The organism is Halapricum desulfuricans (assembly GCF_017094525.1).
Lineage (GTDB): Archaea > Halobacteriota > Halobacteria > Halobacteriales > Haloarculaceae > Halapricum > Halapricum desulfuricans.
In genome coordinates this window covers 2,067,513-2,086,061 of sequence record NZ_CP064788.1, presented here as the reverse complement: position 1 = coordinate 2,086,061, position 18,549 = coordinate 2,067,513, and the positions used below count along the sequence as shown (strand labels likewise).

The 18,549-nt window shown below is 59.5% G+C and carries 15 protein-coding genes, 1 tRNA gene and 1 pseudogene; 10 read left to right on the top strand and 7 right to left on the bottom strand.

Annotated features, from left to right (window positions below):
• Positions 1–80 precede the first annotated feature (80 nt).
• The 4 genes from cmk to HSR122_RS10720 all read left to right on the top strand — a co-directional run bounded on the left by cmk (position 81) and on the right by HSR122_RS10720 (position 3,482).
• Positions 81–659 carry a (d)CMP kinase gene (cmk, locus tag HSR122_RS10735; protein WP_229109799.1) on the top strand — a complete coding sequence of 193 codons (579 nt, stop codon included), beginning with the start codon at positions 81–83 and terminating at the stop codon, positions 657–659.
• Between the two features lies 1 nt (position 660).
• Positions 661–1,530 (top strand): RNA-guided pseudouridylation complex pseudouridine synthase subunit Cbf5, encoded by an 870-nt coding sequence (locus tag HSR122_RS10730; RefSeq protein WP_229109797.1) that lies wholly within the window; start codon positions 661–663, stop codon positions 1,528–1,530.
• A gap of 65 nt (positions 1,531–1,595) precedes the next feature.
• Positions 1,596–1,666 (top strand) — tRNA-Pro (locus HSR122_RS10725).
• A 76-nt stretch (positions 1,667–1,742) separates the two neighbouring features.
• Complete coding sequence (locus HSR122_RS10720) at positions 1,743–3,482, top strand: sensor histidine kinase (protein ID WP_229109796.1); 1,740 nt, start codon at positions 1,743–1,745, stop codon at positions 3,480–3,482.
• Between the two features lie 85 nt (positions 3,483–3,567).
• On the opposite strand, the gene HSR122_RS10715 is transcribed toward HSR122_RS10720, so the two are convergent.
• Together HSR122_RS10715 and HSR122_RS10710 are read right to left on the bottom strand one after the other, a co-directional pair.
• Positions 3,568–3,921: a hypothetical protein gene (locus tag HSR122_RS10715; protein ID WP_229109794.1), complete on the bottom strand. Its 354-nt coding sequence runs from the start codon at positions 3,919–3,921 to the stop codon at positions 3,568–3,570.
• A 162-nt stretch (positions 3,922–4,083) separates the two neighbouring features.
• The gene (locus HSR122_RS10710; protein ID WP_229109792.1) at positions 4,084–4,815 is read right to left on the bottom strand and encodes an aspartate/glutamate racemase family protein; all 732 of its coding nucleotides are present in this window, start codon (positions 4,813–4,815) and stop codon (positions 4,084–4,086) included.
• A gap of 124 nt (positions 4,816–4,939) precedes the next feature.
• Here HSR122_RS10710 and HSR122_RS10705 point away from each other — a divergent pair, with 124 nt between their 5' ends.
• Genes HSR122_RS10705 through queC form a run of 4 tightly spaced genes read left to right on the top strand, consistent with a single transcriptional unit; the run spans position 4,940 to position 7,514 of the window.
• Complete coding sequence (locus tag HSR122_RS10705) at positions 4,940–5,404, top strand: 6-pyruvoyl trahydropterin synthase family protein (protein WP_229109791.1); 465 nt, start codon at positions 4,940–4,942, stop codon at positions 5,402–5,404.
• Positions 5,404–6,174 (top strand): 7-carboxy-7-deazaguanine synthase QueE, encoded by a 771-nt coding sequence (locus HSR122_RS10700; RefSeq protein WP_229109789.1) that lies wholly within the window; start codon positions 5,404–5,406, stop codon positions 6,172–6,174. Before HSR122_RS10705 ends, HSR122_RS10700 begins: the two co-directional genes overlap by 1 nt.
• Before the next feature lie 12 nt (positions 6,175–6,186).
• Positions 6,187–6,825, top strand: coding sequence for a GTP cyclohydrolase I (folE, locus tag HSR122_RS10695; protein WP_229109787.1), 639 nt, complete (start codon positions 6,187–6,189; stop codon positions 6,823–6,825).
• A complete protein-coding gene (gene queC / locus HSR122_RS10690; protein WP_229109786.1) occupies positions 6,822–7,514 on the top strand; it encodes a 7-cyano-7-deazaguanine synthase QueC in 693 nt (230 codons plus the stop codon). The genes folE and queC overlap by 4 nt, the downstream gene beginning before the upstream one ends.
• A gap of 27 nt (positions 7,515–7,541) precedes the next feature.
• Here queC and HSR122_RS10685 read toward each other — a convergent pair.
• Both HSR122_RS10685 and HSR122_RS10680 read right to left on the bottom strand, forming a co-directional pair.
• Positions 7,542–7,653, bottom strand: a pseudogene (locus tag HSR122_RS10685) (IS5/IS1182 family transposase); the annotation flags it as partial.
• Positions 7,654–7,725: 72 nt separating this feature from the next.
• Positions 7,726–8,238, bottom strand: a complete 513-nt coding sequence (locus HSR122_RS10680) for a hypothetical protein (protein ID WP_229109784.1) — start codon at positions 8,236–8,238, stop codon at positions 7,726–7,728.
• 832 nt (positions 8,239–9,070) lie between these two features.
• Here HSR122_RS10680 and HSR122_RS10675 point away from each other — a divergent pair.
• Both HSR122_RS10675 and HSR122_RS10670 read left to right on the top strand, forming a co-directional pair.
• Positions 9,071–10,828 carry a DUF7845 domain-containing protein gene (locus HSR122_RS10675; protein WP_229109782.1) on the top strand — a complete coding sequence of 586 codons (1,758 nt, stop codon included), beginning with the start codon at positions 9,071–9,073 and terminating at the stop codon, positions 10,826–10,828.
• Positions 10,829–11,310: 482 nt separating this feature from the next.
• On the top strand, positions 11,311–12,369 hold the full coding sequence (locus HSR122_RS10670; protein WP_229109779.1) for a competence protein CoiA family protein: 1,059 nt from the start codon (positions 11,311–11,313) through the stop codon (positions 12,367–12,369).
• A 75-nt stretch (positions 12,370–12,444) separates the two neighbouring features.
• Here the strand turns inward: HSR122_RS10670 and HSR122_RS10665 are convergent, their stop codons facing one another.
• From HSR122_RS10665 to HSR122_RS10655, 3 genes are all read right to left on the bottom strand, one after another.
• Complete coding sequence (locus HSR122_RS10665; RefSeq protein WP_229109777.1) at positions 12,445–13,386, bottom strand: hypothetical protein; 942 nt, start codon at positions 13,384–13,386, stop codon at positions 12,445–12,447.
• Positions 13,379–14,485 carry a hypothetical protein gene (locus HSR122_RS10660; RefSeq protein WP_229109775.1) on the bottom strand — a complete coding sequence of 369 codons (1,107 nt, stop codon included), beginning with the start codon at positions 14,483–14,485 and terminating at the stop codon, positions 13,379–13,381. The genes HSR122_RS10665 and HSR122_RS10660 overlap by 8 nt, the downstream gene beginning before the upstream one ends.
• 168 nt (positions 14,486–14,653) lie before the next feature.
• Complete coding sequence (locus HSR122_RS10655) at positions 14,654–18,547, bottom strand: helicase-related protein (protein ID WP_229109773.1); 3,894 nt, start codon at positions 18,545–18,547, stop codon at positions 14,654–14,656.
• Positions 18,548–18,549 lie beyond the last annotated feature (2 nt).

Here is an 18,549-nt window from a genome sequence, read left to right as displayed (position 1 = left end):
GTAGCGCGCGTTTCGGTCCTTTGACGGTTGCATCGCAGCCGAGACGCAATCTCTTTGAGTCACACTCTCCGAGTAGGGATATGTTGATCACCGTCTCCGGCCCCGCCGGGAGCGGCAAGAGCACGCTCGCCGCGAGCCTCGCCGACGCACTGGATTACGAGCACGTCTCCGGGGGCGACATCTTCCGCGATCTCGCCGAAGAGCGCGGCATGACGCCTCTCGAACTGAACAAGCAGGCCGAAGAGGACGAGGACATCGACCGCGATCTCGACCGGCGACTGCGCGAGATCGCCCGCGAGCGCGACGAGGTGATCCTCGAATCCAGACTCGCGGGATGGATGGCCGGCGATTACGCCGATCTGAAAATCTGGCTGTCCGCGCCGCTCGAGGTCCGATCCGAACGGATCTCACAGCGGGAGAACAAGCCCTTCGAGCAGGCTCGCGAGGAAACCCTCGAGCGGGGCGAGAGTGAGGCTCATCGGTACAAGGAGTACTACAACATCGCCTTCGACGATCTGTCGATCTACGACCTGTCGATCAACACCGCTCGCTGGGATCCCCAAGGCGTGCTCAGCCTGACGCTGCACGCCGTCCAGTCGTACAAGGAGACCGGCGACGAGGGCAAGACGCCGATCACCGACGTCGAGTACGATCTCTGAGATGACCCGTGGCCCACCGTCCGAGCGCTCGCCGGCCGAACTGCTCGAGTTCGGCGTCGTCAACCTCGACAAGCCGCCCGGCCCCTCCGCGCATCAGGTCGTCGCCTGGCTGCGGGACATGGCCGAGCTCGATCGGGCGGCCCACGCCGGCACGCTCGACCCGAAGGTTACGGGCTGTCTCCCGGTGTTGCTCGGCGACGCCACGCGGATGGCACAGGTCTTCGACGACGCCGTCAAGGAGTACGTTGCGGTGCTCGAGTTACACGGCGAACCGCCGGAGAATCTGCGCGAGGTCGTCGCCGAATTCGAGGCTCCGATCTACCAGAAGCCACCGCGAAAGAGCGCCGTCGCCCGGCGACTTCGCGTCCGCGAGGTCCACGAGTTGGCCGTCCTCGAAGTCCGGGATCGGCAGGCGCTGCTTCGGGTGCGGTCCGAGAGCGGGACCTACGTTCGGAAGCTGTGTCACGACATCGGACTCGCGCTGGGTATCGGCGCGCACATGGGCGATCTCCGTCGCACTGCGACCGGGTCGTTCGACGATCGCTCGCTGGTCACGATGCACGACCTGGCCGACGCGCTGGCCTGGTGGCGCGAAGACGACGACCCGACACACCTGCGAGAAGTCGTCCAGCCGGCCGAGCGGGCGCTCGAGGACGTTCCCGAGGTCACGATCGCCCCGAGTGCCGCCGAAAGCGTCGCCACCGGGGCTCCAGTGTATGCCCCTGGCGTGATCGACTGTCCACACGTTCCCGACGGACAACTGGTCGCCTGCTATACGCCTGACGGAGCGGCCGTGTGTCTCGGCCGTCTCGTCGGCGATCCCGACGCCGACGCGGGTCTCGTCGTCGAACTCGAACGCGTACTGGTCTGAGATCGGAGCCCATACGTCGGGCGAAACGACACCCTTAATTACGACACCGTATTCGATCCATGTGCGGGACCGTAGGGTAGCGGTATCCTCGGCGCATGGGGTGCGTCGGACCCGTGTTCGAATCACGGCGGTCCCATCAGTTGTTCCGTCTTTCCAGTCCGATCGGCGACCGGTAACTACTATGTAGTATGCGTCTTATTGCAATCGCTTCGATGCCAACGCAAGCGCTTGCTGTCTCCAGCGCCGTTGTCCCTCTCGACTCGATCACTCAGACTGGCTGGGTCGTCGTCCTGCTCTCGCTCGCCGCGGGTATCGGCACGCTGGCGCTGATCTGGTACCTGTCACGTCACCGTCACGCACCCGGCGCGAAGTGGTTCATGGCGATGCTCGGTGCACAGGCCCTTTGGGTGTTCGCGTATACGGGCGGACTCTTCCTGCGTGCGCCGCTCTGGCGGGCGTCAGCCGAAACGCTCATGTGGATCGGAATCGCGTGGCTCGGCCCGCTGTTTCTATCGTTTGCGCTCGTCTACACCGGCCGGACCAACATCGCTTACTCGAAGTGGTTTCCGGGCGTGTTCGTCCCCGCTATCGCGGCGGTCGCGCTCGGGGTGACACGTCCGTATCACTCGCTGCTGTGGCAGGAGTTCCAGTTCGCGCCGGTGTTCGGCCTGCGGACTGTCGAGTATACGCTCCAACCGATCGGCTATTTCGTCGCGATCGTCTCGCTCGGCGCCGCGGGCGTCGGGGTGCTCCTGCTTGTCGGCGCGATCGTTTCCTACGGCCCGCTGTACAAGCGAGAAGCGATCGCAGTCACGCTCAGTACCGTCCCGCCGGCGGGCGCGTTCTGGGTGTGGATGTTCGAACTCGGCCCGGTGCCGTCGCTGAACCTCTCGGCTGCGATGTTTCTCCCGCACGTGTTGCTCGATGCGTACGCGTTCGTAGGCACGTACATGTTCGAGACGAATCCGACCACACAGCGGGCCGCAGAGCGGGGCGCGCTCAACGACCTCGAGGACCCGTTGCTCGTGGTCGATCCGGACGGACGGGTGGTGAACATGAACGCGCAGGCCGAACAGCTGTTCGACGCCGAAGCGGTCACGCTCCCGTCGTCAGTTGACGCGCTCACTGGAGCCGATCTGAACGCGCTTCGGTCGACCGGCGAATTCGAGTGTGCGAAGCGAAACAGCGTCTATGCCGTTTCGTTCACGTCGCTCACCGACTCCAGCGGCACCGACGTCGGTGAGATGCTCGTGTTCTACGACATCACGACTGTCCGTCGACAGAAACAACGCCTGTCCGTCCTCGGTCGTGTTCTCAGGCACAACCTCCGAAACCAGTTGAACGTGGCACAGGGTCGCGCGGAGCTCATCGAAGCTGAGACGACCGACTCCGCAATCGAGTCGCACGCGGCGACGATCAGAGACGCCAACGAACAGCTGCTTTCGATCGGCCGGCGGATCCGCGACTTCCAGCAGGTACAGGACCGCGACCTCACAGTGTCGTCTGTCGATCCGGTCGCGCTCGCAGAACGCGTCGCGGACAGCGTCCGCGAACAGCACCTCGAAGCGACGGTCGATATCGAGGCAACGGTCTCACAGCGATACCTCGAAACAGACGAGGAAATTCTCGAACTCGTATTGACGAACCTGCTCGGCAACGCGATCAGACACACCGAAAGTAGAGACGCGGTCGCGGAGATGCGACTCCACGAGACGGACGACGAGACCGTGCGTTTCGAACTGCGAGATACGAACGATCGAATCCCGGATATCGAGATCGACACGCTCGAGTCCACAGAGGAATCCGCCTTACAGCACGGTCAGGGGATCGGTCTGTGGATCGTGACGTGGTCGCTGAATTTCATCGACGGAGAGATCACGTTCGAATACGACGACGGGAACGTGGTCACCGTGACGGTCCCTCGAACGCTGTCGTCGGCGACAACCGATTGAACGCTCGTATGCGCGACAGGTTGACAACTGAACGAGAGAGCCGCGAACGGTGTCGCTGCTGTCTCGCTGCTGCTCGTCCTATCCATCACCGGGCTTCGTCCGCGTTCACGGGAGGAATCGACTCACCCTGAAGTGCCTCTGGGGGCGAGTACGTCGATTCGTCAGCGACCTCCTCCGGACGGACCGGAGCGATCGATTTCACGTGGATCGGCTGCCCGTCCCACTCGGTCTGGCCGGTGTCGGTCACGACGAACGTCGCCCCTTTCGGCATGACGAACTGCCGCTCGTTGTACACGATCGTTATTTCCGTCTCGCTTTCGACCAGGTAGGAGAAGCTGTGGACGTTTCCGCCGTCGGTCGCAATGTCTGCCCGGTAGAGCGTGGGTGCGTCCGCCGGGACTGCCGGCTTGCCCGGACGCAGACGATCCAGTATTCCCATGGGTCGTCTACGGAGACGAGACCCATCAATTGTCGGGTCGCCCGTGTGAGCGACCGGCTACGCACCCACCGGCATCAGCACTTCATACTGGTGGCTATCCGTTCGTAACGATATCCGGCATACGTCGTGCCGGGCCATTTCGAAATGGTATCGCCACCAGTATCACTCATCGTCAAAGGCCCGTTCGCCGAGACCGTGAGCGATCGCCCGCTCGACGTGTAGCGCGGTCGTATCGAACAGGGGGACGTCCGGCCGATCAGCCTGCTCGATCAGCAATTCGATTTCCGTGCAGCCGAGCACGACGCCGTCCGCGCCCGCAGCCACCATGTCGTCGATGACATCCAGATATCGCTCCCGTGATTCGTCCCGGACGATCCCGTCGGTGAGTTCCTCGAAGATGATCGTATCGACTGCCTCCCGATCTGTCGGTTCCGGGACGACGACGTCAATGCCGTGCTCGGCCAGTCGGTCGCGATAGAACGACGCCTCCATCGTCGGCTGGGTCCCAAGGAGTCCGACCGTCTCGATGCCCGCCGCACGGATGGCGTCGGCAGTCACGTCGACGATGTGCACGAACGGAATCGAGATCGCGCGTTCGATCGCCGGGGCGACCCTGTGCATCGTGTTCGTCGCCATCACGACGAAGTCGGCACCGCCCGCCTCCAGCCCTCGAGCTGCCTGTGCGAGATAGTCGCCCGCCGTGTCCCACTGCTCGGTCCGGATGAAGCGCTCGATCTCGCCGAAGTTGACACTGCGGATCAGCACCTCGCCCGCCGCGTGGCCCCCCAGAGCGTCGTTGATGCCCTGATCGATCTGACGGTAGTAGGTAATCGTCGATTCGCTGCTCATCCCGCCGAGCACGCCGATCGTCCGAAGGTCGTCGGTCGCGTCCATCGATGGGTGGCCCCATCACACGGGATCGACTTACCTTCCCCGATCCGCTATCGACCCGATTGACGGCGTACCACTTTCGGCGTGGTCTGGACAGACTTATGTACTCTCGAGATAATCCCCAGATATGCCTGATGGAGTCTTGGCGGAAGAGAACGTTGCGTCTGACACGGAAACCAGCACGGCCGAACGAACGCTGGTCGTCGGACAGGACCGTCCGATCCGGATCAGTACCGGGCACCGGCTTCGGGACCACGACGGGAAGTGTTCACGCCCCCATGGACACAACTACGAGTTCGTCGTCGAAGTCACCGGCGAGCTCACCGAGCAGGGCTGGGTCGTGGACAAAGGCGATATTACTTCGGTATTATACGAGTGGGATCACCAGTTCCTGCTCGAGCGGGGCGACCCGCTGGTCGACGCCTTCGAACAGAGCGGCGACGGGGACGCGGTCGTCGTGCTAGAGCGACCGCCGACGGCCGAGGTCATGGGCCTCGAACTGGAGGCGAAGATGCTCGAGGCGTTCCCGGACACCGTCTCCGACGTCTCGGTGCAGGTCTGTGAGACCAGCGAACTCTGTGCGTCCGACTGATGCCCGTCAACGCCGACAGCGACGCCTTCGAGGCTGACCCCGAGCACGACACCGCGTTGCCGATCAACGAGGTGTTCTATTCGCTCCAGGGCGAGGGCAAGCTCTCGGGCGTCCCGACGGTGTTCGTCCGGACCAGTGGCTGTAACCTGCGCTGCTGGTTCTGCGACTCGTATCACACCTCGTGGGAGCCCACCCACGCCTGGATGGACCTCGAGGACATTCTCGAGGAAATCGCGGGTTACGACGCCGAACACGTCGTGTTGACCGGCGGCGAACCGATGATCCACGACGAGGCCGTCGAGTTGCTTGACCGCCTCGGCGACCGCGGCTACCACACCACTGTCGAGACCAACGGCACGATCTACCGCGACGCACATATCGACCTTGCAAGCATCAGCCCCAAGCTCCGGAGCAGCACCCCGACCGTCGGCCGCGATCCGAAGGGCGACGGCGAGTGGGCCGACCGACACGAGCAGCGACGGATCGACGTCGGCGCACTCTCCCGGCTGATCGATACCTACCCGAACCAGCTCAAGTTCGTCGTGACCGATCGGGAGGACATGGCCGAGATCGAGAGCCTTCTCTCGCGGATCCGTGAGACGACCACGACCGAAGTTGCCGACGACGACGTGTTGCTGATGCCCGAAGGGACGACGCGAGCGGAACTGGATCGGACGCGAAATACCGTCGCCGACCTGGCGATGGAGTACGGCTACCGCTACACACCGCGACTCCACGTCGACCTGTGGAACGACGCCCCCGGAACCTGACAGCACATACCGATGAGTGACGACACGACACTCGACGACCACTCGACTGACGAATCGCTCCCCATACAGACCGACCCGGCCACCGGGATCGACCACGAGAAAGCCCAGCGCGGCGTCAGACTCGTCCTCGACGCCATCGGCGAGGACCCGGACCGGGCCGGATTGACCGACACCTGGCAGCGCCGCATCCCGGAGATGCTCGAAACGCTGACCGAAGGCGATCGGCAAGCTGCCAAACCCACGATGCGAACCTTCGAGGCGACTCACCGCGATCTCGTGGTGAAAACCGGCATTCCGGTCTACAGTCTCTGTGAACATCACATGTTACCGTACCACGGGACTGCACACGTCGCGTACCGGCCGGACGACGAGGTGGTCGGCCTCTCGAAACTGATCCGGTACGTACGCTGGCAGTCCCGGCGACTGACGGTGCAAGAGGAACTGACACGGGACATCGCCCGCGGACTGGCCGACGAACTCGACGCCGGGACCGTACTGGTCGAGATCTCGGCGACGCACATGTGCGAAGCGATGCGCGGCATCGAGACGGAAACGACCACGACGACCCGGGAAATCGTCGGTGAGCCGACCGCTGCGGAGCGAGAGCGGTTCACTGACGCGATCGCACGGACCGACGGTGAGACGCGATGAGCGACCGCGCTGTCGTGCTGGTCTCGGGCGGGATGGACAGTGCGACCGCGGTCTACGAGGCGATCGACCGTGGCTACGAGCCGTACTTCCTGCACACGTCCTACGGGCAGAATACGGCGACGAGGGAACTGGAGTGTGCGCAGGCGCTGGCCGAAGACGTCGACGCGGCTGACTTTTTGCACGTCGAGACGGAACACCTCGCGGCGATCGGGGCCTCCAGCCTCACCGACGAGGGGGTGGCTGTCGAAGACGCCGACCTCGATAGCGACGAGATCCCGAGTTCCTACGTGCCGTTCCGGAACGCCAATCTCCTCGCCATGGCCGTCTCGTACGCCGAGGCCAACGACTGTTCGGCTGTCTTCATCGGTGCCCACAGCGAGGACTTCTCCGGCTATCCCGACTGTCGGCCCGCGTTCTTCGAGGCGTTTCAGGGGGTCGTCGACGCCGGGACGAAGCCCGGAACCGAGATCGAGATCGTCGCGCCGTTCGTCGACTGGTCGAAGACGGACATCGCCGAACGCGGACTCGAACTCGGCGTGCCGTACGAGCACACGTGGAGCTGCTATCGAGACGAGGAACCGGCCTGTGGCACCTGCGACGCGTGCGCGCTCCGGCTGCAGGCGTTCCAGAATCTCGGTGAGCGGGATCCGATCGAATACGCGCAACGACCGTCGTACGCCGATCGCTGACGGCCCTTCGAACGAACGCGGGACGGTCGCTTGCGTCTCTGTATCGACGAGAGCCGTTGTTTCGAGCGTCTGAACGCGGTAATTCGTCCGATGACAGTCGGTTTGCTGGTGTTCGGTCGAAGAACGTCGTGTCGATCGCGATGGTTGACCGTCGCGACCATCGGCTCGTCCGGTCGAAGCGTCATAGTGACCGTTGTACGTCCCTTCCGGGTCAACCGTTCTCGAAGACTGTCTGTGGGCGCTTGAGATACACGTCCTGTTCGACGACCCGCTGATAGACGGTATACAGCGTCTCGATGCCGTCCCCGGATGGCGAAAACCGGAGATGCGGCGCGAGGTGATACCCTTTGCACGTCGTCAGGAAGAAATACAGCGTCTGGTGGTGTTTCGGTGTCGCGTCGACGACGCCGATATCCGCACCGCCGAGCCCGTCAGCGAAGTCATTGAGCATAGCGGCGATGTCCTCTTTGAGCTGGTCGTCCGGTCGATAGGCGGGCGCGCCGAACGCCTGCTGGAGAAACTCCGTTGAGGCCCTCAGGACGGGGTTGTCGTCGATTCCGGTCGGATCGACGGCAGCGAACCGGTCGTAGAGGTCGAACAGCGTCTCCAGCTCGTCGGCAGTGATCGCGATCGGTAACACAGGATCGCCCGTCGGCAACGAGTAGTCCGGAAACGAGTGTGTGGCTGGTGATGGAAGTGCCTCGAAAACGTCTTGTCGGTCCATACTGGGTGTTGTTTCGGCAGGCCCTTACTGTTTGGTCCATTTGACATCCTCCACACGACTGAAGTCGTGGGATTCCTCCTGTTATCCCTGTAATCGCATCACTGATCGTGGTTGCTGTAACGATCTACCGGTGTGACCGGGCGTCGTCGTGCGGTCAACCCGGAACAGACGTACAGCGACCACTATGACACGGACCGTTGTAGATTATTTTCGGCAAACGCCGACTCTGGGGTTGGCTCTGACCGGTACGTTGCGACGCCGGTCCGTATGAGTCGGGATAGCCCGATCACGGTGAGTCGGCTGCCCCCGTTCAGGGGGTTCTGTATGGTCGCTCGCACCCGGGAATCCACAGACGCCACAAACGAGGAGTGCTCCGGCAGGGATTTGAACCCGATGGCGAGACGGTCGCGCTCACTTCGCTCGCGCGCTGCGACTCGCGTGGCTCAAATCCCGGGTCGCATTTGCGACTCGCGACTTGTTCGTCGCAAAAGTGCTCCGGCAGGGATTTGAACCCTGGTCATTGCCGTGAGAGGCCACGCCCCTTCGCACGAACGTGCATCCACTTGGACTTCGGTTTCTCCTCCAAATTCCGGGGATTTACCCTGTGCCGGTCGCATATAGGGTGCAATTGCTTATAAAAACCCGGTGAATTGCCTTGCAGACAACATCGATTCAGACGATTATTTCGTCTAACCGAGTATCCTTGGTAAGGACGAGAGCCCGGATTCAAATCCCGGCCTAGGCTTGAGACGACTCCTTCAATATCTCCCGTTCATCGGGGAGAGCTACCTGAAACTAACAGTCTCAACCCTCATAAAATGGGGTGTCGCGCGTGAGCCGGCACGTCAAAGCCGCGCCTCACGAGGGCGACGTTCGGTTCACATTCGGCGTCCACCCCGGCGCGAACGTGACTGACCACGGACTCGCGCCCTACTACGCGATGGACAACCTCATCAAAGAGTGGGGCGACCGCTGGGAAACCGAAGGCAAGCCCACCGAAGAGATCCAGCTTCTCGGCGAGACGTGGGCTACGTGCTTCGATTACTCGAAAAGTGGACTCGACCCCTGGGACAATCCGGACTTCCAGCTTGAGCAAGTCCGGGAATTCCAGTTTTACTTCGTCTCAAAGGACTCGCCTACCTACGAGGGCAAGCGAGCCGATCGAGACAAGCGTGTCAAAGGCGGAACGATCACAGTCCGGCCGCGCTGGCCAGATCTTCGGTCCGACGGCAAGCCTGTTTCCGTACCGGACTACGGCGCGCCGTATATCGATGTCCAGGTCCAGGCGTCCAACATCCCCCACGAGGAGTATTTGACGCTCGTAAAGCGCGTGATGAGCGCGTACGGGATCGCGAGTCGCTATTTCGACCATCCACACCCAGATAGCCACATCGACGATCTTGCGTACTATGTCCGGCTGTATCGCGACGAGAGCGGCTCACTGCACGCACCTGATGGTCCGATTGCACGGGCGCACACGCTTATCCAGGGCGACCGCTCGGGCTATCGCAAGCACGTCGAAGACCACACGAAGATCCCCGGTTACTACGTCACAGCCACCGTCGAAGACGAGAAAGCTGGCGAGCTAATCCGGGGCCACGAACTCGGCAAAGAGCTGAAACACTACTACCCGAATGAACCGCAACAGTACGAACCCGACCAAGCACCTTACCATCCAAAGTTCGAGGTCGCCTATCAGACGAGCCGGACCGAGCAGACCGTCCGATGGGACGATCTCGACGACGCCCACCGCGAGCTCGAAGAGACGATCCTGAATGCCCTAGAGTGGGCCGGGTTAGCGGTCACAGCCGATAGCCACGCGTTCGTCGAGTTCGATCCCTTCTGGGATGTCGAGAACACCCACGAAGCCCGGAAGATCGTACAGTGCCCCCTGCCGAAGATCGAAAGCGAGCAAGAGCACCGCGTGATGCAGCTGTGGGGCGATATGACCGAGGCCGACCGGGACGTGACGGAGTTGCTGCTAACCGACGGTGGCAAGGTCTCGCCGAAAGAGGCCGCCGAGCAGACGGGCAACACCTACCGGACGATCCGAGAAGTGACAAGCCGGATGGAAGGGCTAATTCGCCATACGTACGGCGAGTTGGAACTGGAGTCGAAGAAGATCCAGCAGGAGCTCCTGAAACGGATCCGTGCGGCCGGAGATCGCTTCGAGCAGGAGATTGGGAGTGCCGCTATGGACTTGGCTGACGCCGCTGAGGAGCGCGCTCGCGACGCGTGGAGCCGGCTCCGGCGCGAGTATGCGATTAGCACGGTTGACCGAAACGACTGCCGAAAGCTCCTGAAGGTCGGCTACCAGCCGGCAGATCGAGACGAAGCCCAGTCGATCCTTCGTGAGATCAAGACGGCCTACCAGCAGCACGTCGAGCAGTTCATCGCCGGTGTCCACGTCGTGATGACGCTGGCAGACGGTGAGCGGCTACGCATCCGTGATATGAACCGGGCTTTCCAGAAGTCGGTTGAAGGCCAGCAACGCGAGGCCCGGCACAACAAGAAAGCTCGCGAGATGTTCGATTTTGAGGAGTGGAAAGCCGCCGGCTGTCCACCCGCTGACGAGTGGGACACCGGGTAGCATCGTGCCCTGATTAGAGGCATCACTCTCATTTTCACTTTATTTCGGCTTATTTTGTCGTAATTAGGTATAACCCCGCGTTTCGCGCGGCTGGGACGCTCACGTTGCTCGCGCCCAGCCGCGCGACCAAGGGGGAATCCGGAAGACAAGCTTCCGGTTCCCCCTTAGTCGTGTGGCTAAGGCCACCTGACCAAAATACACCGCCCACACCTCAGCAGCAACTCCAGGTGAAGCACTTGAAACGGGGGTCGGTAGGTGTCCAAAAAATATATTTTACAGGTATTTGTTTTTGATTGATAAGTATGCTGCACCAGTCTACCCAGCAGGGACGACCCCGGCCCATTCAATAATCGTACAGACGATGAGTAATCTTCATCTCAGATCAATAGATGCCGTTTCTTGGACTCCTTAACGGCGATAGGGTGATCCCACCGCAGGTCGACGACAATGAAACCGTGACTTGTCCGGTCTGCGATGGACCGATGAGTGTCATCCCTTCTTTCGAGCGCGGAGATAGCTTTGTATCGCGTCATTTCCGGCACCACAAACAAGAGGAAGATATCGAACTCACGAAAACAAGCGGCCAGATAACGCTTGACGATATCGGCAAGACGGGGAAATGTCCCGGTGAGTCCGACCAGCATCTTCGGATGAAGTCGATAGCCTACTCTCGACTTACAGAGGACTTCCAGAATGGCACACTGGAACTCGAATCACGCCTCGGTGACCGTATCGCCGATGTCCTCCTTTCGCTTGACGAGCCCCGATATCCCTACGGAAAAGGCATCGCAGTTGAAGTCCAGTACCGAAATGAGGGGAAGGACATTGAGACTGTAACCGATCATTACTTACAGAAGGGATTCAGCGTCGCATGGCTGTATCCAGACGACTTTTCGAATTACGATGTCGATCTTTCGGGCGTTTTGACAGTGTGGCCGTATGCGCTCCCAGATCGTACCGGACTAGAGGGCTATCCGGATGTCATCCGATGGCTCCGCCAAGAGAAGCAGCCCGCGGTTGAGCTCGATATTCCGATCCCAGGCGAGTTCTGGCAGTCGTTCGATCAGTCGGATGAATGGCTGACAGTGGCAAAACAGACGCTCCGACGACGTGGTCGGGCTTGGGCCACAATTTCGCGTTCTCCGTGGGAGGACCTGACGTTTCAACTCGGCAAGAGAGGGCGTGGATACAACGCTGATATTGAGAGCGTCACCGTGCAGGTCTTTCCTGGAGACTGTGACGTACTCCGTTCATTCGCGGATCGGCTTAGACGCGAGGGGTTCGAGTCAGAACCGCCGTCGGGTGACAAACGTGAGGACGAGTGGCACGACATAACAACCAGCTGGTTTTCTGGGACAGAGACCGTTACCGCGTGGCTTTCCGCTTCATTCTCGCCGGATGACGACCTTGTCATCTCTCTCGGTAAGAAGCACCAAGTGGAGACGGACCGCGTCAGTTTGATTGTCGGCCCCCGTGCGGTCCACGCGCTGGTTGAGCTTGCAAGGTTACTGGAGAGAGCATTCGAGATCGAACGTAGTTGACTGTCTACGGCTACTTTCAGATCGAGTTGCAAGATAGTAATCGCTTAATATCGAGTCAGACGAACTCTTCTCTTCTTACACCGGGTTCTCTTCATCATCTTCGCTACCTGTGGATGACTGCCAAGCGTCACTATCTAATCGGCTTTGTGGAAGCCGATCTAATGCTCGATCCACATAATAATCCGTTCGAGCCTGTATAGCTTGCATCGTCGCCGATATCTGTCCCCATTCTTGCCCGCTCGTGCCGGCAATCTTCTCGACATACTCGTCAAGGCCGGCATCCAACAGTTCGGCGTGTATACGTTCAGTCCGCTCTAGCAGCTCGGCCTGCTTATCAGAGCCGATCTTATCCCAGTATGGATGTGCCTGGTCAAGAATTTCCTCGAACGAATATTCGCCCTGTTTCATCGCCAGCGAGATAATCGAGTTGAGGATGCTCGATACCATCGCCTCTTTGTCTGCCTCGTATATATCAAACGGATAATACCCAGTCGGCAACGGTTCCCCGGGCTCAACGTTAATTGGGAACAGGTCTGCCGTTGGTGGGTGGCTAAACTCCTGCGGCTCTGGGTTCCAGATCGCAAGCCCACTATAGGGGTCTTGATCAAAGTGTACGACCGCGATATCAGTCGGCACACCTTGGTCTGTAAGATCGTCGAACGAAGAAAGTGTGACTTCCGTCGATATCTCCCCGGCTGAAATGCCGTCGATTACATCCTGGACGACCAGTTGTTCTTCGTGATCGTTGAGCGCCAAGTACCGGATCAACTGCTCACGGTCTAGACTGGAACTTTTACAGTCTATGACCAGTGAGTGATCCGTATTAATATTGGTGAGAATTACGTCAGGGTGGATAATCTGGGCACCGTCGGCGTCGGTAATGTAGAACTGGTCTTCGATGACATCACACTCGTAGCCTAACTCACCGAGGGTTGCTGTGAATGTGGGTTCGAACTGGGTGAGTGCAATCCAAAGGTTGATTTGGTGGGTGTGTGGCGATCGATCCAGACTAGCCATTTCGGATCACCAACTCTGCTGCGGGGTCGTAGTAGTGCTGAAGGTTCGAGAACAATCGAAGAGCAGTATTCCCACAGGCATCGCCGTGAAGGTAAACACGTAGCCACTCATCGGCAACCTCAAGCGTGAGTCGATCGCCATTATGGCCGTCGACGGCGTCGACCTTGCAGGCGTTCTCATTGACCTGTCTGATATGTCCTGTCAGCCGAAACGGCTCCTTCGAATTTACTATATGTGAAAGAAATCTCTCGACATCCTTAATTGGGTGACTGAACTCGATCACAACTGGCCCGCCACTAGCCCGGGCACCGTGGTCACTCTCCGTAGCATTAATCCGATGATGATTTTCGACACGGGTGAGAAGTTGCTCATACCGAGCTTTAATCTCTTCAACAGTAGAGAGGTGGAGTCTGATGCTGTCACCTCCGCGGGTTGTAAACTTCCCATCGTTAGTTACCCGCTCGCGGATAAAGTGCCCATCTCGTTCGCGACGAATCTGGACACGAGTAAGCGAGATGTAGTCGGCAACCTCTTCCGTCTGCCGGAGGATATTGTAGAGGTCGCGTGAGTTCCGGCCGGATCCGCTGATATTCAAGTCGGTAAAGCGCAAGCCATCGTTATCCTCTAAGAACTCTTCTGGGAAGATATTTTCTGCCTCGAAGCTCATCTTCACTCCCTCAAATTTTCCCATGTCGCCGATCTCTTCGATATGGCCGCTCGGCAACCAGAGGCGATCTAGTCCACCGCCGTCGCTGTTCAATAGATCGCTGATCGCGATTTTAAAGAATGTCGAGGGTGTTAGGGAGTAAATCGACCATAACCGGTCATCATAAACGTCTACAAATAACCAACCTTCCCCCTCTCGATTCTTGGTTTTGACCATCAGAAGTTCCTCTTCAATCTTGATGACCTCCTCAAGCACCGGCTTCTCACGAAACGCAGCTGGCGAGATATTCGTCTCAATAAGGGCGGTTTTTAGCATATTCCTCCCGACATCGAGCCGCGTATCCTCCAGCAGATCGGAGTGGACGTTCTGGAGACGATCCTCGAAAACTCGGTGCATCTCCGATCTACTAGTGATTGGTTGGGAGGTAGCCATGAGACTCTATCTGGTGAAATGTGATTTTCCAAAAAGTTAGTCGTTTCCCCTTTGTGAGTGTGATGATCCCACGTGATCGATAGGACCACCACACAGAATCACCGATCGGTGAGTGGTGCATATACGCCTTACTTACAACCAGATTATGCTGACCCCGTGTAGAGCCAGCTACGTCCTATTTTGAGTAAACAGATGCACCCACTCTTCTAGTCTTTCCATATCGGTCGGAGTCTCGACTGCCGTCCCATCCGGGCCTAGAACTACTCCCGCTTCGTCCTTAAATAAGTGCCCAATAATCCAGCTCTCTCCACCTGTTCTGTAGTCGTCGCCGGTCCAGTCGTACCCGAGCTGGACCCATTCATATTTGTCCGTATCCGTCGCAGAACAGACTAGATCGACCAACTGGTCAAAGATCGGTTCACCGGGCAGGGCGAATCGAAGAGACGGGTATTCGTCTGCACAGGCCGGATCGAACGTCACTGCAACGGTATTTTCCTTATTGGCGATTTGTGATGCAACTGTCCCCTCTTCCAACTGCCAGGAGATTTCGACTTCATCTGGTAGCGTAACCCGATATACGGCCTCGCGATACTCCTCGTCTATTTCGCTCGCTTCTTCGATCTCTGCCACAGGAGTGACCGTGAGCGAGTCCAAGATACCCGGAAAGACAGACGTAAAGGCGGCTTCGACACTACCCGTAGTGAATGGTACGTTATCGTGTGATTCAGCACCGACTGATTCGATGTCGGGGTGGCTGTATGATTCCCACGCTGTGAGACGTGCATTCGCAAGGACCTCCTCGCGTGTTGCGGACTCGACCTCGGTCAACGCCTCTCGAACGTCGACCGTATCTTGGTCGCCAGTGGCCTGCATCTGCTCGCTTACAGACGCAGCTGCGTCCCCATCGCCCTCCAGCGTTGCCGACTTGATGTTTTGATTCACGCCGGCCAAGATCGGCTGTAGCTCTCCGACCACGTCTTCGAACATATTGATCCGGTCGTCCAACGCGTCGTAGATGTCGTTCTCGATCGTGTCTTCGTAGATGTAGTGGTAAATCGTGATCTCGTCGTGTTCCTGGCCAATCCGGTCCACACGACCGATCCGCTGCTCGACTTTCATCGGATTCCACGGCAGGTCGTAGTTGATGACCGCGCCACACTCCTGGAGGTTCAGCCCTTCGCTCGCTGCCTCGGTCCCGACGAGCACGTCGACGCCGTCTTCTTCGGCTGCAAACGCGCGCTTAACCTGCTCTTTGCTCACTCCATACCACTCATCGGCGTCGGCATCGTACATCTCGCCACCCCGTCCCGAGTACGTCGCTACGTTTTCTCCGTGCGTCTGCGTCAAATGGCTCCGGACGTAGTCGAGCGTATCCGTGTATTGGGTGAAGACAAGCACACGGTCGTGTCCTTGCTTGTCGAGTTCTCTGAGGTCATCGCGCAGCTGGTTGATCTTCGGGTCACGCCCGATCTGCCGAACGTCTTGGATAAATGACCTGAGCTCAGTGATCTCCTCTTCGATGAGGGACAGGCCCTCGTCGGTATCGCCCGGCACCACTTCCGAGATATCGACACCGAGCATACTTTCGCCTCCGTCTTCTAACTCGGCGAAGTCGACCTGCTCCGCTGTCGAGAACTCGGCCAGACTGGCTGCCGCCTCCGCGTCAATGTCTTCTTCGACTGCGGCCTTGCGTTCGAGCGCCTTATGCTGTCGCTCCAGCGTCTCAAGTCGGTGTGAGAGGCTCTTGCGAATCGCTGCGATGCTGCTGGTGAGGCGCTCCCGATAGGTTGTCATAACGAACCCGAGCGCCTGTGTCTGCTGCTCTTCGGCTTCCTGGGCCTTCTTGTAGAACTTCGTTGTGTACTCGTCGATGCGCTCGTACACTTCAGCGGCTTCGTCGGACAGCGAGATGTCTTTCCGCTCGGGATCTCGGTCAGCGACCGACTCGTCCAGGATATCCGCCTCGCTATATTTTTCTAGGGTGTCCCGAGTATTCCGATGTAGCAACGCGTTTACCGGTGTGGCCTCGTCAAGCACTTCCTGAATGACGCGCCAGGCGTCTTCCGAGAGCTCATCGATCGCGGTTCGTCGGTCCGACCGACTAACGATAAACGGCTCAGTCGCCACGACACTCTCCGGATAGAGGAGTTGCTTGAGCTGTCGATCTTCGCCCATGAACGTGTCGAGATCGGCGGCAGCTATCGCTTCGTCTACCGTTTCCACGTATCCGTCGTAGGAGTCTCCGTACGAACGAGCAAGCTTACACGCCGTCAGCAGACGCTGACGAGCGATTGCTTCGTCTTCAAGACCGAGTGCTTCGCTCACTTTCAGGTAGATCTCTTCCGACGTGGACAGCGACGTGTCGATCCCGGCTTGATACTCCCCATCCAGCGTTTGCTGTGTGCTGATCTCGGTCAGTGCCTCGTCGGATCCGCTCTCGTCGAGCGCATCGATGAGCGCCCGGCGTGTTCGGAAGAAGTCCGAGAACCGGTTGCGGTTGTCCCACTCGTCAGGAAGCTCAAGCAACGTGAGAAGATCGTAGAGTTCCTCGTGGTGGAGTTGCATCGGCGTCGCCGTCATCAGGTAGTAGGTTTGAGTGTGTGGCCGGAGCTCTTCGAGGAGTCCGTAGAGGTTGGTCGTTCGGCGCGCATTGTGCGCTTCGTCGACGACGACTGTATCCCAGACGCCCTCGCGTTCACTGGCGTCGCGGCCACGGACGCTTGCCGGGACGTTGCCCCGTTGTCGGCCATTGTCCTTGCCACCAGGGGCGATATCGTCCCAGTAGCGGGAGAGACGTGCCGTGTGCCACGACATAATAACGATGACGGGCTGGTCGGAGTCGGCCTGACGATCGTGTACGAACCGCCAGATCGGGCTCTCAGTCCAATCCTCTGCACGCCGGGCCGCGTCGATATCGAGTTCGCTTTCTCCAGGGGGCGCAGTCGCGTTGCCGAATGCGTCGTAGAAGACGTAGTCACCGCCGGTCGTGCGGTCGTACCGATAGGTGTTGAGGTTGAACTTCTCCCAGAGTTCTTCCTGCCATTGCTGGGTCAGTCCGGCCGGAACCAGGAGCAGCGAGTTTTGGATCTCGTCAGTGAGGCCGAGCCGGGACAGCGTGAACCCGATCTCAATGGTCTTGCCCAGTCCGACCTCGTCGCAGAACAGGAAGCCCTGCGGGTACGTGTTGACGGCGGTGTCGGAGACGACACGCTGGTGGGGCCACGGGTCGATCGTGCTGGCTTCCTCGGCAATATGGAGCCCCTGCGGCATCTTCGGCCCCTTATCGAGGATCGTTGCCGCTGCTGCGCCGGACGCCGTCACCTCACCCGTTTCGCTTTCCTCGGGTCGTTCGTCCTTACCCTGTGCCCGTTTGGCGGCTTTCTCGACGCCGTCGAAGGAGTCGGGTGATTTCCACTCGATGATGTTCTCCTCGATCGCGGTCGAGAGGTCGTAGACATCGACGTACTCGTGGTCGTCGTTCCAGAGCTGGTCGAACGATTCCACGTCGGCAGTAAGGTAAGTCGCTTCTTCGCGTCGCCAGTCACGGTGGACTTTGAATCGCTCGTAGTTCATTGTCCAGCCGCTTTTGGTCTCGTTGACCGATCCTTCGAACGAGAGGCGGTTTCCCTCGCTGTCGTAGAAGATGCCGACCTTCGGGTGGAAGACTCCCCATTTGCCGTGCTTCGGCTGGGCGACTTTGATCTTCAGTCGGTCGTGTTCGAGGAGCCACGCGAGAATTTCCAGGCGGCCGTCCAGTTGGGATTCGTCGAGGTCAGTAAATCGCTCGTCGAACTCGTCTTCGAGGGCTTCGAGTATCGGCCGATCGCGTTCCTGAAGTTGCGCGCCGACGATAAGCCGCATCTCCGCGTCGTTGTCGATAAACGCCTCGATGCCTTTCGCGGCCGCAGCGAGCGCACCGCTGTTGAAGTAACCCGCGATACGGTCGTACTGCGTCGCACGCTCCAGGGCGGGCCGGTAGAACTCCTCGACGAGGTACGACCGGTCGTCGCTAGGCTGGCTCTCGTAGACGGCGCGCCAGTCGTAGTGTCGAAGAGAGGTCATCA